Annotated in this window: 17 protein-coding genes and 1 pseudogene; 4 read left to right on the forward strand and 14 right to left on the reverse strand. The window is 53.0% G+C overall.

The features are described from left to right. Positions 1–302 precede the first annotated feature (302 nt). The 3 genes from treC to treR all read right to left on the reverse strand — a co-directional run bounded on the left by treC (position 303) and on the right by treR (position 4,618). Positions 303–1,958 (reverse strand): alpha,alpha-phosphotrehalase, encoded by a 1,656-nt coding sequence (treC, locus tag AC07RN_RS11385; protein ID WP_478336387.1) that lies wholly within the window; start codon positions 1,956–1,958, stop codon positions 303–305. 51 nt (positions 1,959–2,009) lie between these two features. Then, positions 2,010–3,428 (reverse strand): PTS trehalose transporter subunit IIBC, encoded by a 1,419-nt coding sequence (treB, locus tag AC07RN_RS11390; RefSeq protein ID WP_208111363.1) that lies wholly within the window; start codon positions 3,426–3,428, stop codon positions 2,010–2,012. A 242-nt stretch (positions 3,429–3,670) separates the two neighbouring features. Then, a complete protein-coding gene (treR, locus tag AC07RN_RS11395; RefSeq protein ID WP_478336388.1) occupies positions 3,671–4,618 on the reverse strand; it encodes a trehalose operon repressor TreR in 948 nt (315 codons plus the stop codon). 247 nt (positions 4,619–4,865) lie between these two features. On the opposite strand from treR, the gene mgtL reads away from it, so the two are divergent. The 3 genes from mgtL to AC07RN_RS11410 all read left to right on the forward strand — a co-directional run bounded on the left by mgtL (position 4,866) and on the right by AC07RN_RS11410 (position 10,576). Then, entirely contained in the window at positions 4,866–4,916 is a 51-nt protein-coding gene (mgtL, locus tag AC07RN_RS11400; protein ID WP_150099603.1) for a mgtA regulatory leader peptide MgtL, read from the forward strand. A gap of 144 nt (positions 4,917–5,060) precedes the next feature. Beyond that, the gene (mgtA, locus tag AC07RN_RS11405; RefSeq protein WP_133631847.1) at positions 5,061–7,769 is read left to right on the forward strand and encodes a magnesium-translocating P-type ATPase; all 2,709 of its coding nucleotides are present in this window, start codon (positions 5,061–5,063) and stop codon (positions 7,767–7,769) included. 422 nt (positions 7,770–8,191) lie between these two features. Then, positions 8,192–10,576 (forward strand): beta-N-acetylhexosaminidase, encoded by a 2,385-nt coding sequence (locus AC07RN_RS11410; RefSeq protein WP_478336389.1) that lies wholly within the window; start codon positions 8,192–8,194, stop codon positions 10,574–10,576. A gap of 200 nt (positions 10,577–10,776) precedes the next feature. On the opposite strand, the gene AC07RN_RS11415 is transcribed toward AC07RN_RS11410, so the two are convergent. The 7 genes and pseudogenes from AC07RN_RS11415 to AC07RN_RS11445 form a co-directional block, all read right to left on the reverse strand. Further along, positions 10,777–12,726, reverse strand: coding sequence for a patatin-like phospholipase family protein (locus AC07RN_RS11415; protein ID WP_478336390.1), 1,950 nt, complete (start codon positions 12,724–12,726; stop codon positions 10,777–10,779). 29 nt (positions 12,727–12,755) lie between these two features. Then, on the reverse strand, positions 12,756–13,535 hold the full coding sequence (locus AC07RN_RS11420) for a hypothetical protein (protein ID WP_478336391.1): 780 nt from the start codon (positions 13,533–13,535) through the stop codon (positions 12,756–12,758). A gap of 249 nt (positions 13,536–13,784) precedes the next feature. Next, a pseudogene (locus AC07RN_RS11425) lies at positions 13,785–14,239 on the reverse strand (SymE family type I addiction module toxin). Between the two features lie 440 nt (positions 14,240–14,679). Next, a complete protein-coding gene (gene ridA, locus AC07RN_RS11430; RefSeq protein ID WP_059179999.1) occupies positions 14,680–15,066 on the reverse strand; it encodes a 2-iminobutanoate/2-iminopropanoate deaminase in 387 nt (128 codons plus the stop codon). A gap of 179 nt (positions 15,067–15,245) precedes the next feature. Beyond that, on the reverse strand, positions 15,246–15,707 hold the full coding sequence (pyrI, locus tag AC07RN_RS11435; RefSeq protein WP_012015859.1) for an aspartate carbamoyltransferase regulatory subunit: 462 nt from the start codon (positions 15,705–15,707) through the stop codon (positions 15,246–15,248). Between the two features lie 12 nt (positions 15,708–15,719). Continuing rightward, positions 15,720–16,652: an aspartate carbamoyltransferase gene (pyrB, locus tag AC07RN_RS11440; RefSeq protein WP_478336392.1), complete on the reverse strand. Its 933-nt coding sequence runs from the start codon at positions 16,650–16,652 to the stop codon at positions 15,720–15,722. 34 nt (positions 16,653–16,686) lie between these two features. Further along, the gene (locus AC07RN_RS11445; RefSeq protein ID WP_133631840.1) at positions 16,687–16,791 is read right to left on the reverse strand and encodes a pyrBI operon leader peptide; all 105 of its coding nucleotides are present in this window, start codon (positions 16,789–16,791) and stop codon (positions 16,687–16,689) included. On the opposite strand from AC07RN_RS11445, the gene AC07RN_RS11450 reads away from it, so the two are divergent. Then, the gene (locus AC07RN_RS11450; protein WP_235134641.1) at positions 16,790–16,888 is read left to right on the forward strand and encodes a hypothetical protein; all 99 of its coding nucleotides are present in this window, start codon (positions 16,790–16,792) and stop codon (positions 16,886–16,888) included. The genes AC07RN_RS11445 and AC07RN_RS11450 overlap by 2 nt on opposite strands. Before the next feature lie 3 nt (positions 16,889–16,891). Here the strand turns inward: AC07RN_RS11450 and AC07RN_RS11455 are convergent, their stop codons facing one another. The 4 genes from AC07RN_RS11455 to arcC form a co-directional block, all read right to left on the reverse strand. After that, positions 16,892–17,371, reverse strand: coding sequence for an arginine repressor (locus tag AC07RN_RS11455; protein WP_012015861.1), 480 nt, complete (start codon positions 17,369–17,371; stop codon positions 16,892–16,894). A gap of 83 nt (positions 17,372–17,454) precedes the next feature. Then, complete coding sequence (locus AC07RN_RS11460; RefSeq protein WP_012015862.1) at positions 17,455–18,858, reverse strand: YfcC family protein; 1,404 nt, start codon at positions 18,856–18,858, stop codon at positions 17,455–17,457. Positions 18,859–18,905: 47 nt separating this feature from the next. Then, positions 18,906–19,910, reverse strand: coding sequence for an ornithine carbamoyltransferase (gene argF / locus AC07RN_RS11465; protein ID WP_235134643.1), 1,005 nt, complete (start codon positions 19,908–19,910; stop codon positions 18,906–18,908). A 378-nt stretch (positions 19,911–20,288) separates the two neighbouring features. Beyond that, the gene (gene arcC / locus AC07RN_RS11470; RefSeq protein WP_478336393.1) at positions 20,289–21,200 is read right to left on the reverse strand and encodes a carbamate kinase; all 912 of its coding nucleotides are present in this window, start codon (positions 21,198–21,200) and stop codon (positions 20,289–20,291) included.

Raw genomic sequence — 21,200 nt, forward strand, 5'->3', positions numbered from 1 at the left:
TCACTTCCCTCGTTTTCGACCCGTGTTATCCACAATTCCGGCCGACGTTGGCGCCGTTGTAGTGTTGGAATAGTAGACGATAAATACAAGATGTTGGGTCGGCATGCATTTTAAGTTCTATATGTAGTGATTTGCATCAAAGATGTTTGCGATTTTTTTGATTCAGAACAAAGTAAAAGGACGAGAGTACAAACGGCGGGCACTACAGGCTTTGTAAATTCAGGTGGGGAAATTCTGATTAATTATTCAACTAAAACATGCTTGTAACGCCGGGCAACATGATGGTTTCCCGGCGTTTTTCGTCAGTCTTGCAGCCACCAGATGGCTTCGAAGGGGCGCAGAGTCATGGCTATCGGCTGGCTGGACACTTCTGCATAGTTGCTGAGTACCACGCGCCAGTCGCCCTCGTGCGCATCCGGATGCCACTGCTGACACTCGCCGCTCAGGTTGGCGGCCACAATCAGTGTCTGCCCTTGCCATTGACGGCGATAGCACCACAGGAACGGATGTTCAGGCAGGAGATCCTGATAATCGCCCCACGTCAGTACCGGCAGCGTTTTGCGCAGCTGAATCAACGACTGATAGGCATAGAAAACGGAGTCGGGATCGTTAAGCGCTGCGGCAACGTTAATCGTGCCGACGTTATTGCAGAGATCGATCCACGGTTCACCCTTTGTAAATCCGCCGTTCTGGCTGGCGTCCCACTGCATGGGTGTGCGGCCATTGTCGCGGGATTTACTCGCCAGAATCGCCAGAAGTTCGTCCGCTTCGCGGCCTTTTTCGCGATTTTCAGCGAACATATTGTGGCTTTCAACATCACGATAATCGGTGATACGGGTGAAGTGCGGATTGGTCATGCCGATCTCTTCGCCCTGATAAATGTACGGCGTGCCCTGCATTCCGTGCAGAACCATGCCGAGCATTTTGGCGGCTGGCACACGGTATTCGCCCTCATCGCCAAAGCGCGACACAATGCGCGGCTGATCGTGATTACACCAGAACAGCGCATTCCACGCCTTGTTGTGCATGCCTTGCTGCCAGTGGCTGAACAGGGCTTTTAGCGCCACGAAATCGGGCAACGCCTGCGTCCATTTTTCGCCGTTCGGGTAATCCACTTTTAAATGATGGAAGTTGAACGTCATCGACAGTTCGTGCCCGTCCAGCGCCGCGTACTGCTGGCAATTCTCCAGCGAGGTGGATGACATCTCGCCCACGGTCATCAGCGCGCGCGGGGTAAATACGTCGCGGCTCATCTCCTGCAAAAATTCGTGAACGCGCGGTCCGTCGGTGTAGAAGCGACGCCCGTCGCCGAGGGTATCGTCGGGGAAATCCTGCTGTTTGGAGATCAGGTTAATCACGTCGAGACGCAAACCGTCCACGCCGCGATCGGCCCAGAACGCGCAGACTTTTTTCAGCTCCGCACGCACCGCTGGATTTTCCCAGTTGAGATCCGCCTGTTCGGGCGCAAATAAGTGCAAGTAATACTGCTCGCTCTCGGCGTGCCAGCGCCAGGCGTTGCCGCAAAACTTGGAGCGCCAGTTGTTCGGCAAGGCATCCGGCGTGCCGTCGCGCCAGATATAGAACTGGCGATACGGACTCGCTTTATTCAGCGACTCGCGGAACCACGCGTGCTGCGTGGAGGTGTGGTTAAGAACCATGTCGAGCACGATGCGAATCCCACGCGTATGCGCCTGCGCCACCAGTTCGTCAAAATCATCCAGCGTGCCGTAAGCCGGATCGATGGCGGTATAATTCGCCACGTCGTAGCCGTTATCCACCTGCGGGGAAATATAGAACGGGGTCAGCCAAATCGCGTCGATGCCGAGAGCTTTGAGGTAGTCCAGATGCTGCGTCACGCCGCGCAAATCGCCGGTGCCGCTTGCGGTGGTGTCCTGGAAACTCTTTGGGTAAATCTGATAGATGACGCCGTTTTGCCACCAGTGAGGAAGGGTATTCATAGTTCGTTCCTGCAAATGCGAAGGGGCGCAAGTGCGCCCCGAATGAAGAGGTTAAACAATCTGCAGCGTGCCCTGACGGAACTTACGCTGATAAACCACGGTGGTCAGCGCCATCGGCACGATAACCGCAATCGCCGTTGCCAGCGCAAACACCTGCCAGTAAGCCGGTTGGATGGAGAGAATGCCCGGCAGGCCGCCGACGCCAATCCCGTTTGCCATCACCCCGTTCAGACCGCACAGCAGCGCGGCCAGGCCGGAGCCAATCATCGCGCACAGCATCGGGAAGCGGTATTTCAGGTTGATGCCATACATCGCCGGCTCGGTCACGCCGAGATAGGCGGAGATCGCAGCCGGAACCGAGATTTCGCGTTCGTTATGCTTGCGGCTGACGATGATAATCCCCGTTACCGCAGACGCTTGAGCGATGTTCGACAGGGCGATCAGCGGCCAGACCGGCGTGCCACCGAGGCTCTGGATCATCTGCATATCAATCGCCAGCGTGGTCTGATGCACGCCGGTGATCACCAGTGGCGCATACAAGAAGCCAAACAGCGCCGCACCAACTGGCGCAAAGCTGCCGGTCATCAGGTGACGTACCGCGAAGGCCACGCCGTCGCCAATCATGCGGCCAAACGGACCGATAAACGCGTGGGCGAGGAATACCGCCAGAATCAGAGAACAGACCGGAACGACGACCAGATAGAGATAATCCGGCACGATGCGTTTCAGGCGCGTCTCAATAAAGCCCAGCGCCAGGCCCGCCAGCAGCGCCGGAATCACCTGCGCCTGGTAGCCCACTTTGGCGATGGTAAACATCCCGAAGTTCCAGACGTCCGGCACCTGCTGTCCCAGTAAGTAAGCGTTCATTAACTGCGGAGAGACCAGCGTAATGCCCAGAACGATACCCAGAATCGGCGTTCCGCCCATTTTGCGCACCGCCGACCAACAAATCCCAACCGGCAGATAGAAGAAGATAGCCTCGCCAATCAGCCACAGGAAATCGTAAATACTTTGCAGCGCGGGATACATCTGCGCCAGCGTTTTGCCGTCGCTCATCGGCACGTCGCCGATCACGTTGCGGAAGCCCAAAATTAAGCCTCCGCTGATCAGCGCAGGTAGCAGCGGGAAGAAGATTTCCGCGAAATGGGAAATCAACTGCTCGTGCCATTTCATGTTCTGACGCGCCGCTTTTTTGGCTTGCTCTTTATCAGCCGAAGAGTGGCCTGTTGTTGCCAGTAGCGCCTGGTAGTAATCGCCCACTTCGGTGCCAATCACCACCTGGAACTGCCCGGCATTGGTGAAGCAACCTTTGACCATCGACAGATTTTCGATGGCTTTCGGATCGGCTTTGGCCGGGTCGTTCAACACAAAGCGCAGGCGGGTGATGCAGTGACTGACGGTGGCGATGTTCTCGCGTCCCCCAACCAGCACGATCAACTGGTCGATATCGGTTTGTTTTACTTTGCTCATCATGAAGCCTCATGACAGATGTGGAGGGTAATGACCTGGACGCAAGCCTACGCTTTATGCGAAATATCGAAAATGGGAACGTTCCCTAAATCAGGTGAAGATCACAATAATTCCTTTAATCCACACAATCATTCAAGCGGCATGAAGGCCGCAAGTGAGTGAATCCCAGGGTCATAGATAACGCTGTGACTGGGGTGAACGAACGCAGCCAATGCACAGGCTGCTTGAAGGATGACGTGTATTTAAGAGAGGTGGGCGGGGATAACGATCTGCCGCGGTTCGCTGCGGCCATTTATTTGCTCGATAAGCTGTGATGCCGCCTGGCGACCGGCTTCTGCGTAGCCTGGATCGACGGTGATAATTTCCGGATGCAGGAACTTCATCAGCGGCGTGCTGCCCACGCTCGCCAGCTGGAGTGTATCGATACGCTGCTCCTGCAAATACTTGCTTGCGCCCAGCGCGAGGGTATCCGTGGCGCAGATAAGCGCGGTGGTGTGCGGTGTTAATACGCTTGCCACCTGATCGTAACCCTGCTTCATCGCCAGGCCTGGCAGAGAAGCCACGGCGGGCAGATTGTGTTTTTTGCAAAACGCCAGATAGGCTTCGTGACGGCGCTTGCCGGTGGTGACGTCGCTGTGCGGCACGCCGAGATAGCTGATATGGCGATGCCCCTGATCGTACAGTTTTTGCATCAGGGTGCGGATCGCCCCTTCATCGTCGTAACACACGGAAGCAAATCCGCTGGCATCGCGCGCCAGCAGCACCAGCGATGCTTGCCACGGTTTCAGCATGTCGTCTTTAATGCCGGAAAAGCCAAACAGCACCACGCCGTCGATATTGCGGCGCTTCAGCATACCGAGATGCTCTTCCACCATCTGCGTCGAAAACTGGCTTTCCATCATGATCGGGTCGTAACCCTGCTCGTAAAACGCCGGGAGCATGGTTTGTACCGCCAGGTTTTCCGACAGGGAATCAAGACGAGAAACGATAATCGCGACCACTTTGTCGCTCTGCCCGCGCATGGCGCGCGCGGAACGGGAGGGGGAAAAACCGTGCTGATTCATGACCGCCTCGACGCGCTCACGCGTGCGCTCGCTGACACCACTTTCGTTGTTCAGCACGCGCGACACGGTGGATTTGCCCACGCCGCTTAAGCGCGCAATGTCTTTGATGGTCAGGCGGTTCTGCATCCTTTATTCCCTGTAACAGCGATAAATCGTCATTTGAGCCTACTGCGACACCACGATTTCGCAATGGGCAAAATCTGGTTTCGACGGTTCATCTATCCAGGGCCCACGCTTAATGCCGCGTGAATAGTGCCGTGTATACGTTCGGTTTAGTTACGCAGGCTTATCATACCGCTCGAATCGTCACAAACGGTATGGATAAAACACGATACTGCGCGTCGACTTACTCTTTTTACTTACCGGAGGCTGTATGGACCCTGATCCCACCCCTCTCCCGCGATGGAGAATCTCTTTCCGGTAAGCCAGCCCTCGCTGTCTCACCGGTGATGTGAGGCAGCAACGTCATAAACGTTCCTGCTGTAAAAATGTGAATGCCCTTCAGGTACAGCACTGCCACGCCTGAGGGAAAAACTGCGTCCGCCTCTGCGGATGCGGGGGAATTGTTATGCTGAAAAATATCACCCGGCAGCTACACGCACTGTTTGGCCGCCACCTGCCGCGCCGTCTCATTCAGCGCGATCTTCTGCCTGATGCCAAAAACGTGGCCGGAACCGTTATTCCACCAACGCTGACGGAACACTGCCTGAAAGCCGCCGCGATGGATGAGAATGAAGTCTGGCGGGCGTTTGGCGGTCACCCGGAAGGGCTGAACGCTGCGGAAGTCGAAAAAACACGCGCCGAACATGGCGACAACCAGATCCCGGCGCAAAAGCCGTCACCGTGGTTCGTCCACCTGTGGCTGTGCTACCGCAACCCGTTCAACCTGCTGCTGACCGCGCTGGGTATCGTTTCCTATGCCACGGAAGATCTGTTCGCCGCTGGCGTGATTGCGCTGATGGTCGCCATCTCTACACTGCTGAATTTCATTCAGGAAGCGCGGTCGACCCGTGCGGCTGACGCCCTGAAAGCGATGGTCAGCAACACCGCTACCGTGCAGCGTGTTATCAACGAGAAAGGCGAAAACGCCTGGCTTGAGTTGTCTATCGATCAGCTGGTGGTGGGCGACGTCATTAAACTCGCCGCGGGTGACATGATCCCGGCCGATCTTCGCATCATCAAGGCACGCGATCTGTTTGTCGCGCAGGCTTCGCTCACCGGCGAATCGCTGCCGGTCGAGAAAGTGGCGCGCAGCCGTGACCCGCAGCAAACCAATCCGCTCGAAAGCGATACCCTGTGCTTTATGGGGACCACCGTGGTGAGCGGCACGGCGCAGGCCATTGTGATCGCCACCGGCGGCAACACTTGGTTTGGCCAACTGGCGGGACGCGTCAGCCAGCAGGAGAGCGAGCCAAACGCGTTCCAGAAAGGCATTGGTCGCGTCAGCATGTTGCTGATCCGCTTTATGATGGTGATGACGCCGATTGTGCTGCTGATCAACGGCTACACCAAAGGCGACTGGTGGGAAGCTGCGCTGTTTGCGCTCTCCGTCGCGGTTGGCTTAACGCCGGAAATGCTGCCGATGATCGTCACCTCCACGCTGGCGCGCGGGGCGGTCAAACTGTCGAAGCAAAAAGTCATCGTGAAACATCTCGACGCTATCCAGAACTTTGGCGCGATGGACATCCTGTGTACCGACAAAACCGGGACGCTGACGCAGGATAAAATCGTGCTCGAGAACCACACGGATATCGCCGGGAAGGTAAGCGAGCGTGTGCTGCACACGGCCTGGCTGAACAGCCATTATCAAACCGGCCTCAAAAATCTGCTGGATGTCGCGGTGCTGGAAGGGGTGGACGAAGATTCGGCCCGCACGCTGTCGACGCGCTGGCAAAAAGTGGATGAGATCCCGTTCGACTTTGAGCGCCGCCGCATGTCGGTGGTGGTGAGCGAACAGCCGGATGTGCATCAGCTGATTTGCAAAGGGGCACTGCAGGAGATCCTGAATGTGTCGGCTCAGGTGCGTCATAACGGTGAAATTGTGCCGCTGGACGACACCATGCTGCGCCGCATCAAACGCGTGACGGACAATCTCAATCGTCAGGGACTGCGCGTGGTGGCGGTTGCCAGTAAAATCCTGCCTGCACGCGTTGGCGACTATCAGCGTATCGACGAATCCGATTTGATTCTCGAAGGTTACATCGCATTCCTCGATCCGCCGAAAGAGACCACAGCACCGGCGCTGAAAGCGCTGAAAGCCTCCGGCATTACCGTCAAAATCCTGACCGGTGACAGCGAACTGGTGGCGGCAAAAGTGTGCCGTGAAGTCGGGCTGGATGCCGGTGACGTGGTGACGGGCAGCGATATCGAAACGCTTTCCGATGACGAGCTGGCGGCACTGGCAAAACACACCACGCTGTTTGCGCGCCTGACGCCGATGCACAAAGAGCGCATTGTCACGCTGCTGCGTCGCGAAGGGCACGTGGTGGGCTTTATGGGCGACGGCATCAACGATGCGCCTGCGCTGCGGGCGGCCGATATCGGGATTTCCGTGGACGGCGCGGTGGATATCGCGCGGGAAGCGGCCGATATCATCCTGCTAGAAAAGAGCCTGATGGTGCTGGAGCAGGGTGTGATTGAAGGGCGTCGTACCTTCGCCAATATGCTGAAATACATCAAAATGACCGCCAGCTCTAACTTCGGTAACGTCTTTAGCGTGCTGGTGGCGAGCGCATTTCTGCCGTTCCTGCCGATGCTCCCGCTGCATCTGCTGATCCAGAATCTGATGTATGACGTCTCCCAGGTGGCGATCCCGTTTGATAACGTGGACGAAGAGCAGATCCAAAAACCGCAGCGCTGGAATCCGTCCGATCTGGGCCGTTTCATGCTGTTCTTTGGCCCGATCAGCTCGATCTTTGATATTTTGACCTTCTGCCTGATGTGGTTTGTGTTCCACGCCAACACGCCGGAACACCAGACGCTGTTCCAGTCCGGCTGGTTCGTGGTCGGGTTGCTGTCGCAAACGCTGATTGTGCATATGATCCGCACGCGCCGTATCCCGTTCATCCAGAGCCGCGCTGCCTGGCCGCTGATCATCATGACCCTGCTGGTGATGGCGATGGGCATCGCGCTGCCGTTCTCACCGCTGGCGAGTTACCTGAGCCTGCAAGCGCTGCCGCTGAGCTACTTCCCATGGCTGGTGGCGATTCTGGCGGGGTATATGGTGCTGACGCAGATGGTAAAAGGGTTCTATGCCCGTCGCTACGGTTGGCAGTGATTTCGCGCCCTCTCGCATTATAAGAAGACTGGGGTGAGGGATCAGCTCCCTCTCCCCTTGGGAGAGGGCTGGGGTGAGGGGAACAGGCGTCTCGCTTTTCTCCTTCACCTTTTGGAAGAGGGCCGGGATGAGGGGAACAGGCATCTCGGTTTTCTCCCTCTCCCTTTGGGGGAGTGCAGGGGTGAGGGGAGCAGACGGCTCGGTTTTCTCCCTCTCCCTTTGGGGGAGTGCAGGGGTGAGGGGAGCAGACGGCTCGGTTTTCTCCCTCTCCCTTTGGGAGAGGGCTGGGTTGAGGGGATACGGTTGCTCCCAAATTCAACAACCTGTGATCCCCGTCGCCCTACCTCCTTGACGACAATTTACCCACATGTTAACAAAATGTTTTGCTCTTATTTGGCCCGTCAAATTTGATAAGGAACATTATGTTGCGTTACAGCCTCCTGACCGCCGGGCTTTTGCTCGGCTCTTCTGCTCTTGCGGCACCGGCGGGCGATTTGCCCCTCATGCCGTGGCCTGCCCACGTTGAGCGCCCAACGCCGCAAGGCGCGCTGGTTCTGAACGATAAACTTTCTGTCAGCGTGAGCGGTGACGATCTCGGTGATGCCGTGGACCGTCTGCGTCAGCGCATCGCGCTGCAAACCGGCTGGACGCTTCAGCCGCAGGCTGTGAATCCGGATAAACCCACCATTCGCATCGCTATCGCTAAAAAAGTTACCCCGCAACCTCTGCCCGACAGCGATGAACGATACACGCTCACCGTCGACGCCAACGGCGTCAATATCGCCGCCAACACCCGATTTGGTGCGCTGCGCGCGATGGAAACGCTGCTCCAGCTCATTCAAAACGGCGCGGAAAACACCTCGCTGCCGTGGGTGAAAATTGAAGATGCCCCGCGCTTCCCATGGCGCGGTCTGCTGCTCGACTCCGCGCGTCATTTCATCCCGCTTGAAGATATCAAACGGCAGATCGACGGCATGGCGGCCGCCAAACTGAACGTGTTGCACTGGCATTTAACCGACGATCAGGGCTGGCGATTTGCCTCGAAACACTATCCAAAACTGACGCAACTGGCGAGCGATGGACTGTTTTACACCCCTGAGCAGATGCGTGACATCGTGCGATACGCCACCGCGCGCGGCGTGCGCGTAGTGCCCGAAATCGACCTGCCGGGCCACGCGTCGGCGATCGCCGTGGCCTATCCGGAGCTCATGAGCGCGCCAGGACCGTATGAAATGGAACGCCATTGGGGGGTGTTGAAACCGGTTCTCGATCCGACAAAAGAAGCGACATATGCCTTTGCTGAGGCGATGGTCAGCGAGCTGGCGGCGATCTTCCCCGATCCGTATCTGCACATCGGCGGCGATGAAGTTGACGACACGCAGTGGAAAGAAAACAAAGCTATTCAGCAATTTATGCGCGACAACAAACTTGCTGACAGCCACGCATTGCAGGCGTATTTCAACCGCAAGCTGGAAACGATCCTTGAAAAACATCACCGCCAGATGGTCGGCTGGGATGAGATTTACCATCCGGATCTGCCCAAAAGCATTCTGATTCAGTCCTGGCAGGGGCAGGACGCGCTCGGCGAAGTGGCGAAGCAGGGCTACAAAGGCATTCTCTCCACCGGTTTTTATCTCGATCAGCCGCAAAGCACGGCCTATCACTATCGCAATGAAATCGTGCCGCAAGGCTTAAACAGCGTGGATATCATTGGCGATAACGACAGCGCACAAAGCTGGACGTTTACCATGCCACGCCTGAAAGGCAAGCCGGTTGAAGGCAGCTTTACGCTGGTGAAAGCGGTTTCTGGCTGGCGCGGATTTATTGATTTCAACGGTAAATCCCGGCGTGCGGTGAATAATATTGAGTGGCGTGATGACAATCAGGTGACGTTCACCGTTGATACCTGGATGGGCGAAACGCGCCCGGTGGTGAACGTCGCGGACGACAAGCTGACGGGCTATTTCCTGGTAGGTAACGCGCGCTATTTGATTTCCGGCGCGCGTCTGGATGACGTACCAAAAGGCACGCAACCGGTGGTGCCGGATGCCGATCAGCAGGCTAATCTGATGGGCGGCGAAGCGGCGCTGTGGGCGGAAAACGTGGTCGCGCCGGTGCTGGATATCAAGCTGTGGCCGCGCGCGTTTGCGGTGGCGGAGCGTCTGTGGTCCGCGCAGGACGTGAAGGATGTCGACAACATGTACACCCGTTTGCAGGCGATGGACACCTGGACGACGGTATCGGTCGGCCTTCAGCAGCACAGCCAGCAGCAGGCGTATTTCATACGTCTGGCGAATACGACCGAGACGCTGCCGCTGCAGATTCTCGCGCAGGCGCTGGAACCGGCGCAGTATTACACCCGTCAGCATCTCAAATTCCAGGCCGGAAATTATCATCAGTTTGAGCCGCTAAACCGTTACGCCGATGCGCTGAGCGCGGAGAGCAACACCGTGCGCCAGATGAACAAATGGGCCGAACGCCTGGTCAGCGATGCGGAAGACACCGAAAGCGCCGAGGCGCTGCGCCACGTGTTTACCCGTTGGCAAAGCAATACCAGCGATGCGCTGGCGCTGAGTGACAATAATTATCAGCTCAAAGCCATCAAGCCCGTTATTCAGGAGGTGGATAAGCTGACATCAATTGGCCTACGGTTGGCCGACCTGGTGGCGCGACAGGGCACGCTGGATGATAAGGAGATCGCTTCTATTCAAAAAGAGCTGGATAAGGCCGCGGAGATTCAGGACGAGGTGGTGATCGCGGCGGTTTATCCGGTTGAGACGTTGTTAAGGGCGACGCGTAATCAGTAGGGGGTGGCAAAGCTGACCCTTCTGAGCGATTTTACTCAAAAGCTATTAGTGACGTAATGAACAAAATCACAAAGTAATCCGGTTATTTTTAACAATCTGATGACTAAGTGTTACGCAGTGATACCTTATATAATGCAACTTTAAAATAATAGTAGGCATCTGGCTTTATACAGATGCCTACTACAAAAAAATTATTCCTTTCAACTTTCTGGAGGATAAGGATGCATTGCTGATTCTATATGTCGAAATTTTCTTGGGTCGATCCCAGTATAATTCTGAGCCATTGTTTGCGTTAGTGAAGTTAAACGAATTTTACTTAGTGGGTTTGAACGTTGCGAAGGCAAACTGTCAGTAACCTTTTCAACGACAACTGCTTTGATAAATTTTATGCCATTATTCAAGCAATGGAAGAGTCGGGCATTTCCTTCAATTACATAGTATTTCTCATTTATTTTTTCAAGTACAGGTGGTGTAATTATAGTTGAAGTTCCATTAAGTAACTTTACTTTGTAAACTCCGAATGTATCAGCGTGTTTGATAATATCAGCCATGAAGCTTTTTACTTGTTCAACTTTATACTCTTTGACTGACTCTGACATACTGAAAATACTGTCATTCACTTCAATCCTTTCTAGAGAGAAAACAGCATTCCTGTATTGATGGACATTCCTCAGTTTGGATGATATTTCGAGGTCAGAGCATGGGATGTATTCTAAATTACAATTATCGATTGATTTTTCGAACCATTCTTTTTTTATTTTTTCTCTCAAAAGATTAATAATTGGAGCATCATTAAAATAATTATACATTTTGACTTTTTCATTTTTGTAAGAATCGTCTTCGTTTTCGCTGGTAGTTAGAATTGCAGTGCTATATTGATCGAAAGGAGAAAATAAGAATCCATTGAATGGTAAGGTATTTACATAATGAATATTTGCACCGATATTTTCTAAGAGATAGTGGAATCTTTTTTCAGGAACTTTGTCAGCATTTTTGCTTTTGAGTAAGCAAGTTAGCTTCACGCCTCTTTTAAGTGCGATTAAAATGGTCGGGAAAATAAAATCCAACCATTTACATGATGTTTCTGAAACCAAAATTTCATTACTACAGTCTCTAATTTGTTGAACTAGCATAAGCATTTTCTCATCAAAGCCTTGTGATACGGCATTGATATTTCCTTGTCTGAACAGAACTCTTTCATTAGCAATAAAGTCCTTAACAGCTAGCATTCCTGCTTGATGCAATCCTTCTTTACATTCTTTATCAACTGATTTAAAGTCAGTGGAGCCTACATCTCCTGTATCAATCATTATATTATAAGTTGATGTTTGAAGCATCTTCTGCACTTCCGAACCACCAGCAACAACTGCATTTGATAACTTTTCGAAATATTCAATTATATTATTTGGTTTCTTTGAGATAGTTACTTTCTGTATAAGTCTAAAATTAATTATGTTTGGTTTTTTAGTATAGAAAGCCATATCATCCAATAATTTGGAAAATATAAATGATGGAAGGTTACTAACAACACCACCATCTACAAAGATCGAATCATTGTCTGAAATTGCTTGAAAGAAAAATGGAATGCTGCATGAACAACGAACTGCGTAAGAAACACTTGCTTCAGGAGTAGTTTCAGTAGACCAAACTTGGGGCAATCCAGTTGAAAGATTAGTAGCAACTATATGCAATGGGATTTTCAATTCATTAAAGCGAATACTTCCTTTTGCCCCTCGTTCTCTGTACGAAAGGAGTAACTCTTGTAATATGCTTTCAAGCCATTCTTCAATTTTACAAGATGAATGCATTCCTGAATTAAACAGGATATCTTTAATTGGAGTGTATTTTCCTAGTGGAATGTATTTTATAGCATTAACAAAGCTGATGTTATTTTTATATATTGAGTCAGTTTTAACCGGAGGGCTTAAAAATATAGAAAGATCTGTCTCCATTAATAATTTTGAAATATATTCAGGAGGGCCACCAGCTGCTATTAATGCAGCCACAATTGAACCAGCGGATGTGCCTGCTAAACGTTCAAAACTCATTCCAGATTCTTTAGCTGCCTTAAAGGCTCCTGCGTGAGCTGCGCCTCTAACCCCACCTCCATCAAAAACTCCCCAGCAATGTGAAAAAAAATTTGTTTTCATGTGTGTATCCTTATTTAAAATCCAAAGAATTATTTTTGTTCTAAAATTGATTTAATTATTTTTTTGGCGTTTTTTTTATGCTCAGGAGGACAATAATTATCAATCCCAGTAAGCACTTTTTTGATATTTGAACTATTATTACAAGTGTCTTTTATGAATTTTTTGATTGTATTAGATGGTAATAAATTGAATTTTGCCGAGAATATAACAGCTCTTGCTGTTTGAATAATGGGAAATGCAACTTCATCAGCAAGAAAATCTATCTCTTGATTCTTTATTGATTCGATGCACCCAAAGTCTAATAGATAGGGGTCTGAATTGTTCTGTCTCGGATAATATATAACGGAATTGATTGTGTAATCAGCAGTTAATATCAAAGAGGAAAATTCTTTTTTTAACGAGTTTTTTGATATAAGATAAGTTTTATCGAGCTCCCATATATCAATGTGCATCGTGGGGTATTCTATAAAATATCCGCCAAACATATTTTCGTTTACTTGTTTTTTTTTGATGAAATGTTTGGAAAGTTCATTTTTACCTTTGCAAACAAAATCAATATCTTTTGATTTAATGTTTTTTTTTGTTAATAATTCTATTATTCGATCTCTCACCCAACCGCCAAAAATGACCCCTTCAAATCCATCTAAATAAAGGTCATTAAATGTTTTTGAAATAAATTCATCTTCGTCTAATAACTTATTAAAGCTATCTGTTATGTAACGTTCTGCTTTTTTAAAAAATATTGGATCAGTTGGCGCAGGATTAAGTTTTTCCCGATCTTTTGATAAAAACACACTTTCAATAATCATATAATTCCTGAGCTTCGCGGTTTGTTGGCCATTAAACTAATATTTTGATGGTTAAGTGTCGTAATGTAAAGCATGTCATATGTAGTTTACAGCTCATGTTCAACATGAATTACATAATCAATGCAATTACGAAACATTCAATGCTGAAATTTCCCCCGTGCTAACGTATAAGTCTTACTCGTAGTCACTTTTCCACAATTCAAGATCTGTCCAAAACCCCGGCCATAGGCCGAGAATTACTCTCTGATCTTACACTCTCCGCCTCACCACTGGAATATTCTCCGTATCATTCAGCGCGCCAGGAAAAGTTTTCAGCCATTCCTGCACGCGTTTTTTATTGATATTCACCACGCTCATGCCTTCGAGGCAGCCCCACAGTTCGCGAGTGTTTTGCGGCGTAATGATGATGCAGTCTGGCATCACGCGATTTTTACCGGCATACCGTCGAGAAAACCGGCTTTTGGCAGCCACTCGCCGGAAAGCGGAATAAAGCGATTGCGGATTCTGGAATACAGCTCGCAGCAGGCGGCGCTGGATACTGGCGTGTCGGCTCGGGCGTGTACCGCTGCCTCGACCGTGTCTTTGCCGTGAAGACGATGCGCATCTTTTTTGCGAGTCACCTCGGGAAAACGATCATTACCCTCCGATCTCTCAGGATCTGTTTGGGCAATAGTGGGATCTGGCATAAACTCGTTTGCAGCCATTTTCAACTCCGTAGTCAGTTGTTTGTGGTTAGCGGTGTAAGGGTGGTTGGACACCTTTGCATCGCGCTAATTAATACTCGCTTTTAATACCTCTCAATTCCCGCTCTGAATAAACCCCTCATCGCGTAAAACCAATAATACTCCTCTGGATAAAAAAACAGTGCTCACAAATCAGGGCAAATACGGGAAATGCGAGGGCGCTTCAGCGGAAATTAAGTTGGAATGAAACGTTACAACAAGAACTTCGTCATTTGCACAGGTCACCGGTGTTGAGTCTCCGCTGAAATCGGCGAACCGGAGGCCGGATCGAAAAGGGGGCCGCGTAGCCCCCTTGTCACGTTCACAGGTTTTAAAAGCCATTATGTTCTGCTGAACATAAGGTGAACGGAATAACCTCAGATACTTAACCGATCGCCCCAAACAGTAATAGGGCAAAACGATCAGCGACGAACTGCAATCGCCTCAATCTCAATCTTCACATCTTTCGGCAGACGCGCCACTTCAACGCAAGAACGCGCCGGGAAAGTCGCATTATGCTCGGTGAAGAACGCTTCGTAAGTGGCGTTAACGGTCGCAAAATCGTTCAGATCTTTCACAAACACCGTAGTTTTCACGATATCGCCCACTTTCAGGCCCGCGGATTCCACGATGGCTTTCACGTTTTCCAGCGACTGACGCGCCTGAGCAGAAACGTCATCCGGTACTTCACCGGTTTTTGGGTTCACCGGGATCTGACCGGAAGTGATGATCATGCTGCCCAGATCAACGCCCTGAACGTATGGGCCGATAGCCGCAGGTGCATTTTCCGTCGCAAGTACTTTTGTCATGATTTCTCCAGGATAACAGCGTTAAAAAATTCATAGGCATTATACACTTCATCCTTCACGCTGCCTCATCGTTGGCCGCGTCCTCCTACCCCGGTCACAGAGTTTTTTCTGCTCGCGGGGATATTCAGACTTGCCGCCTTAATGCAGCGAGAATGAGTTCGTGTAACAGAACGCCTCAATTAGTTAGCCAGCACCACATAATGAGAAAACTCTTTTTCGCAGTATTTGCATTTGAGTGCGATGTCTTTCTCGCGCTTTTTGACTGCAAAGCTGGATGAAACCGGCTCAGCGTGGCTGATGCAGTTGCTGTTCGGGCAGACCAGAACGGTGTCGATACGTTCTGGTAAGTTCGGGCGAGATTTCCCCACCACTTCGTAATCGTCGATGCGGTTAACGGTCGCATCAGGCGCATACAGGGACAACTGGTTCACCTGCTCGTCGGTCAGGAACGTGTTCTCGATTTTGATCAAATCTTTGCGGCCCATTTCGCCGGATGGCAGATTCAAACCGATAGTGATGCGCTGATCGGTTTCGGTCAGCTTGAACAGCGTCAGCAGCTTAAAGCCGATTTGCGCAGGGATATGGTCAATCACCGTGCCACGCTTGATGGCTTCTACCTGGAGTTTGTTATCGTGTGTCATGTTCATGTTCCCTTACAGTGCTAATTCGCGATTCAAAACCAGTGCCAGCAGCGCCTGGCGAGCAAAAATGCCGTTGCCAGCCTGCTGGAAATACCAGGCGTGCGGCGTCTTGTCCACGTCGGTGGCGATCTCGTCGATGCGCGGCAGCGGATGCAGTACTTTCATGTTGGTGCGTGCGCCTTCGAGGTCGCTGGCGCGCAGGACAAATTGCGCCTTCACGTTAGCGTATTCGGACGGGTCCAGACGCTCTTTCTGCACGCGCGTCATATACAGAATGTCCACGTCGCCCATCACCTCTTCGATGCTGGCGTGCTGGCTCCAGGTAATGCCTTTTTCATCCAGCATATCGAGAATGTACTGCGGCATCGCCAGCGCGGTCGGGGCGATAAAGTAGAAACGGTTGCCCTTAAATTTCGCCAGCGCCTGCGCCAGCGAGTGGACGGTGCGGCCATATTTCAGGTCACCGACCATCGCGATATTCAGGTTCTCAAGCTGTCCCTGCGTTTCCTGAATGGTGAACAAATCCAGCAGGGTTTGCGTCGGGTGCTGATTCGCGCCGTCACCCGCATTCAGAATCGGAATGCCGCCGGAAAACTCTGTCGCCAGACGCGCCGCGCCTTCCTGCGGGTGGCGCATCACAATCGCGTCCACGTAAGTGCTGATCACTGAAATGGTGTCCGCCAGCGTTTCGCCTTTTTTGCCCAGCGACGTGTTGCTGCTGTCAGAGAAGCCCACGACGCTGGCGCCCAGACGGTGCATGGAGGTTTCGAACGACAGGCGGGTGCGCGTCGACGCTTCGAAGAAACAGCTGGCAATCACTTTATGCTTCAGCAGCTCGGGCTGTGGGTTGGCCTTCAGTTTTGCCGCGGTATCGAGAACCAATTCCAGCTCTTCGCGGCTGAGGTCATTGATGGAAATGATGTGTTTTTGATAAAGCGGGTTCATGTTTATCTCCTGACGCCGGGCAAAAAAAAGCCCCTCAAATGAGGGGCTCTGGGAATAGGGTAAGCAACGGGAAGAAAAACGGCAGGCCAGCGTCTGTTTTCAGACGCGGTAAGACATGATGTCGAACACGCTTGAGCATGGCTTCCTCCCGGCAAATTGTCGGCGATTATACTCAGCTCGATTTTCTGATCAAGCGATTAATGCACACTTTACTCATCGCAAACGGTTCTATCTGAATATTAATGCGTTCTGAGTAAATAATTAATTTGCTTGTGCACCAGCGGCGTGCGCTTCACCACGCGGGGCGCAACCCAGACAATACTGCTCCCGGCCACCACGCCTAAAATTTCCGGTAACTGGTGATAATCCAGAATTCGCGCCACCGCGCGGCCATATCCCGCCACCGTGTGGATAAGGATAAACTCGCTATTGTGCTCCACGCTGACCACCATTTCAGAGATCGAACGCGCCGCATCGGGGGAAGGGCGCAGCTGCGGATTCATGGAATAAATCTTTTGGCCTTTCGCATTGCGAATTTTTATGACGCCAAGCAACTTCAGCAGCCGGGAAACGCTCGACTGGCTGATACTGTCAAACCCGCGCTCTTGCAAATCGCGGCGTATTTCTTCCTGGGAAAGGTAACTTTTTTCGCTGATCAGGCTCTGGCAAACCCTGAGCTGAAGCTGTTCTTTTGGGGAGTAATCTCCGTATTCCGTCATATCTAATCCCATTTGATGGCCAAAAATGTCCGGTGGCGCCGCACCGAACCGGGGTCCGGATAAGCACAGCGCCATCCGGCAAATTACAACAACGCACCCAGGCTTAACGCCGCCATGATCACTACCGTCAGAATGCCGAGCAGCGGCGCAACCCATTTCAGGTAGCGCACGTAAGGTACGCGGGCGATGGCAAGGCCACCCATCACGACGGCAGACGTCGGCGTGACCAGATTGACGATGCCGGATGCGGACTGGTACGCGGTCACGACCAGGTCGCGGTTGACGTTAGCGAAATCGGCGAGCGGCGCCATGATCGGCATCGTCAGAACGGCCAGGCCGGAGGAAGAAGGCACAAGAAACGACAGCACAACTTCCAGCCAGTACATCACGTTGATGAACGCCACCGATGACAATCCGGTAACCAGCCCTTCAGCACTGTGCAAAATCGTGTGCGTAATCATGCCCTTATCCATGATGACTACGATACCGCGTGCGATGCCGATAATCAGCGCGACGCCCAGCAAATCCCGCGCCCCGTTGATAAATGTTGAGGTCAGCTCTTCCTCACTCATGCGGGCAATCAGGCCAACGATAATCGCACTGGCGAGGAACACGGCGGAAATCTCCGCCATCCACCACCCCAGAACGGCCACGCCGTAAATCATCACCGCGAAGGCAAGGGCGAAAATCACCAGAATCACTTTGCGCACCGGGGTGAATTCCAGCGATTGCTCGCCTTTGTTGCCCAGGAAATGGCTGCGGTTCTCTTCCAGTTTGTCGGCGACGATCGACAGGGACGGATCCTGGCGCACTCTACGAGCGTAGCGCATCACCCACGCCACGCAGATGAGCCAGCCGATCACCAGCAGCGCGACGCGCAAAACGATCCCGTTGGTGAAAGGAATACCCGCCGCGTTGGCGGCGATCACCGTGGCGAAGGGGTTGATGGTCGATCCGAGCGTGCCGATGCCTGCGCCGAGCAAAATGGTGGAGGCGGCGACAACCGGATCGAAACGGGCGGCCAGCATCACCGGCACTAACAGCGTGTAGAACGGCAGCGACTCTTCGGCCATGCCGTAGATCGTGCCGCCTGCGGCAAACAGCGCCATCAGGATCGGGATCATCCACTCTTCGTGCCCGCGCAAACGCGTGGTGACGCGCTCGATCCCCGCGTCAATCGCCCCGGTTTTAGTGACGATCCCCAGGAACCCGCCGATGATCAGGATAAACAGCGCCACGTCGATCGCGCCCGCTTGGCCGCTAACCGGATCGTACAGCCCGGCGATCGGGGCCATTAGCACTGAAACGATCCCCTGTGGATGCGCTGCAACGTGCGCATACGTTCCGGCAACAGGGACTTCTTTACCGAGCGCGGCGTTCATCGCCATCTGGTACTGACCGGCCGGAATAACCCAGCTCAGCGCGGCCACGACGGCAATGAGGAAAAAGAGAATGGTGTAAGCGGAAGGAAATTTGAACTTGCCCATGATGTTCTCCTTGCCCCGGCGCAGCCTCAGGCCGCGCCGGGCGGTGATTAGTCGCCGAGTGTCGCCACCATGACCGCTTTAATGGTGTGCATACGGTTTTCAGCCTCGTCGAAGACGATAGAGTTGGCGGATTCGAAGACCTCTTCCGTCACTTCCAACCCTTTCAGGCCGTAGGCGATTTCGATCTCGCGACCCATTTTGGTGTGCTCGTTATGGAACGCCGGCAGGCAGTGCATGAACTTCACGTTCGGATTGCCGGTGGCTTTCATTACCTGCGAATTGATCTGATACGGCTTCATCAGGCTGACGCGCTCGGCCCAGGCCTCTTTCGGCTCGCCCATCGACACCCACACGTCGGTGTAGAGGAAATCTGCGCCGTGCACGCCTTCGTTGACGTCGTCGGTTAAGGTGATGCGCGCACCGGTTTGTTTGGCGATCGCGCGGCACTGTTCAACCAGTCCGGCTTCTGGCCAGAACGATTTCGGCGCGACCAGGCGGATATCCATGCCCATTTTTGCCGCGCCTACCATCAGCGAGTTGCCCATGTTGTTGCGGGCATCACCGAGGTAGGCGAAGCTCAGCTCCGGCAGCGTTTTACCCGGGGCGTGCTCCAGCATGGTCATCAGGTCGGCGAGGATTTGCGTCGGGTGGAACTCGTCGGTTAATCCGTTCCAGACCGGCACGCCCGCGAATTCACCCAGTTCTTCGACGATCTGCTGGCCGTAGCCGCGATATTCGATGCCGTCATACATCCGCCCCAGCACACGGGCGGTGTCTTTCATCGACTCTTTATGCCCAATCTGCGAGCCCGTTGGGCCGAGATAGGTCACCTGCGCGCCCTGGTCGAAGGCACCGACTTCAAACGCGCAGCGGGTGCGGGTGGAGGTTTTTTCGAAAATCAGCGCGATGTTTTTACCGACGAGCGTTTGCTTTTCGCGGCCCGCTTTTTTGGCGGCTTTCAGTTCGATGGCGAGATCGATCAGGTACTGAATTTCTGCCGGGGTGTAGTCCAGCAACTTGAGGAAATTACGGTTTTTCAGGTTAATGGTCATGGGTGGATCCTTTTTAAAAGTGTGCTGTCTGATGCCCTCACCCCGGCCCTCTCCCACAGGGAGAGGGAGAAAATATCGCCTCTCATTTTGGGGCGAGGGAGAAAACCGACCTGTCACGCAGGATTAGGGGTTTAATTCCCTCTCCCTTTGGAAGAGGGGTAGGGTGAGGGGGGAAAACGTCCTCACCCTCTTGAGGAGAAGACTTCCTCACTCTCTTGAGGAGAAGACTTCCTCACTCTCTTGAGGAGAAGACTTCCTCACCCTCTTGTGGAGAAGACTTCCTTATTCACCAAGGGAGAAAACCGACCTGTCACGCAGGGTTAGGGGTTTAGTCCCCTCTCCCTTTGGGAGAGGGGTAGGGTGAGGGGAAAATGTGCCTCAGTGGCAAATCAACGTGCCTTTGTCCCCGGCCAGAATCGCCGCGCCGTCGGCCAGCGCGCCAATCCCGGCGATGCCTCTGCACGTCTCGACAAACTCACGGCAGGCGGCGACTTTTGGCCCCATCGAACCGGCGTCGAAATGCATATTTCGGAGCACCTCCGGCGTCACCTGTGCCAGCGGACGCTGAGTCGGTTTGCCCCAGTCGAGATACACCGCATCGGCGTCCGTCAGGATCAGCAGCGCGTCGGCCTCAATCTGGCGAGCGAGCAGCGCGGCGGAGAGATCTTTGTCGATCACCGCCTCAATACCGTGGTAGCCGTTGGCGTTTTCCACCACCGGCACGCCGCCACCGCCGTTACAAATCACCAGGTGATCGCGCTCAATCAGCGCCGTAATGGCGTCCTTTTCGACGATCCGTTTGGGCTGTGGAGAAGGCACCACGCGGCGGAAGTACAGTCCATCGGCCTTAAATTCCCAGCCTTTTTCTGCTCCTAGCGCGCTGGCCTGTTCCTCGCTATACACCGGGCCGATGTATTTCGTCGGATTGCGGAACGCAGGATCCGCGGGGTCCACTTCCACCTGGGTAAGCAGGACGCTCACTTCACGCTGCGGCAGATTATTTTTGAGCGCTTGCTGGAGCATGTAGCCGATCATTCCCTGGCTTTCGGCCCCGAGAATGTCGAGCGGATAGGGTGTGACGTTGGTGTAAGCGCTGTTTTGTAACGCCAGCAGCCCGACCTGCGGCCCGTTGCCGTGGACCAGCACCACGCGCCACTGCGCCGTCAGCCCGGCAATGGTGCGGGCGGCCAGCTCAATATTTTGGCGCTGGATATCGGCTTCCAGCGGCTCACCGCGTTTCAACAGCGCGTTGCCGCCGAGCGCCACGACCAGAGTGGGTTTTCGTTCCAT

Source organism: Lelliottia sp. GFLA7 (genome assembly GCF_056490165.1).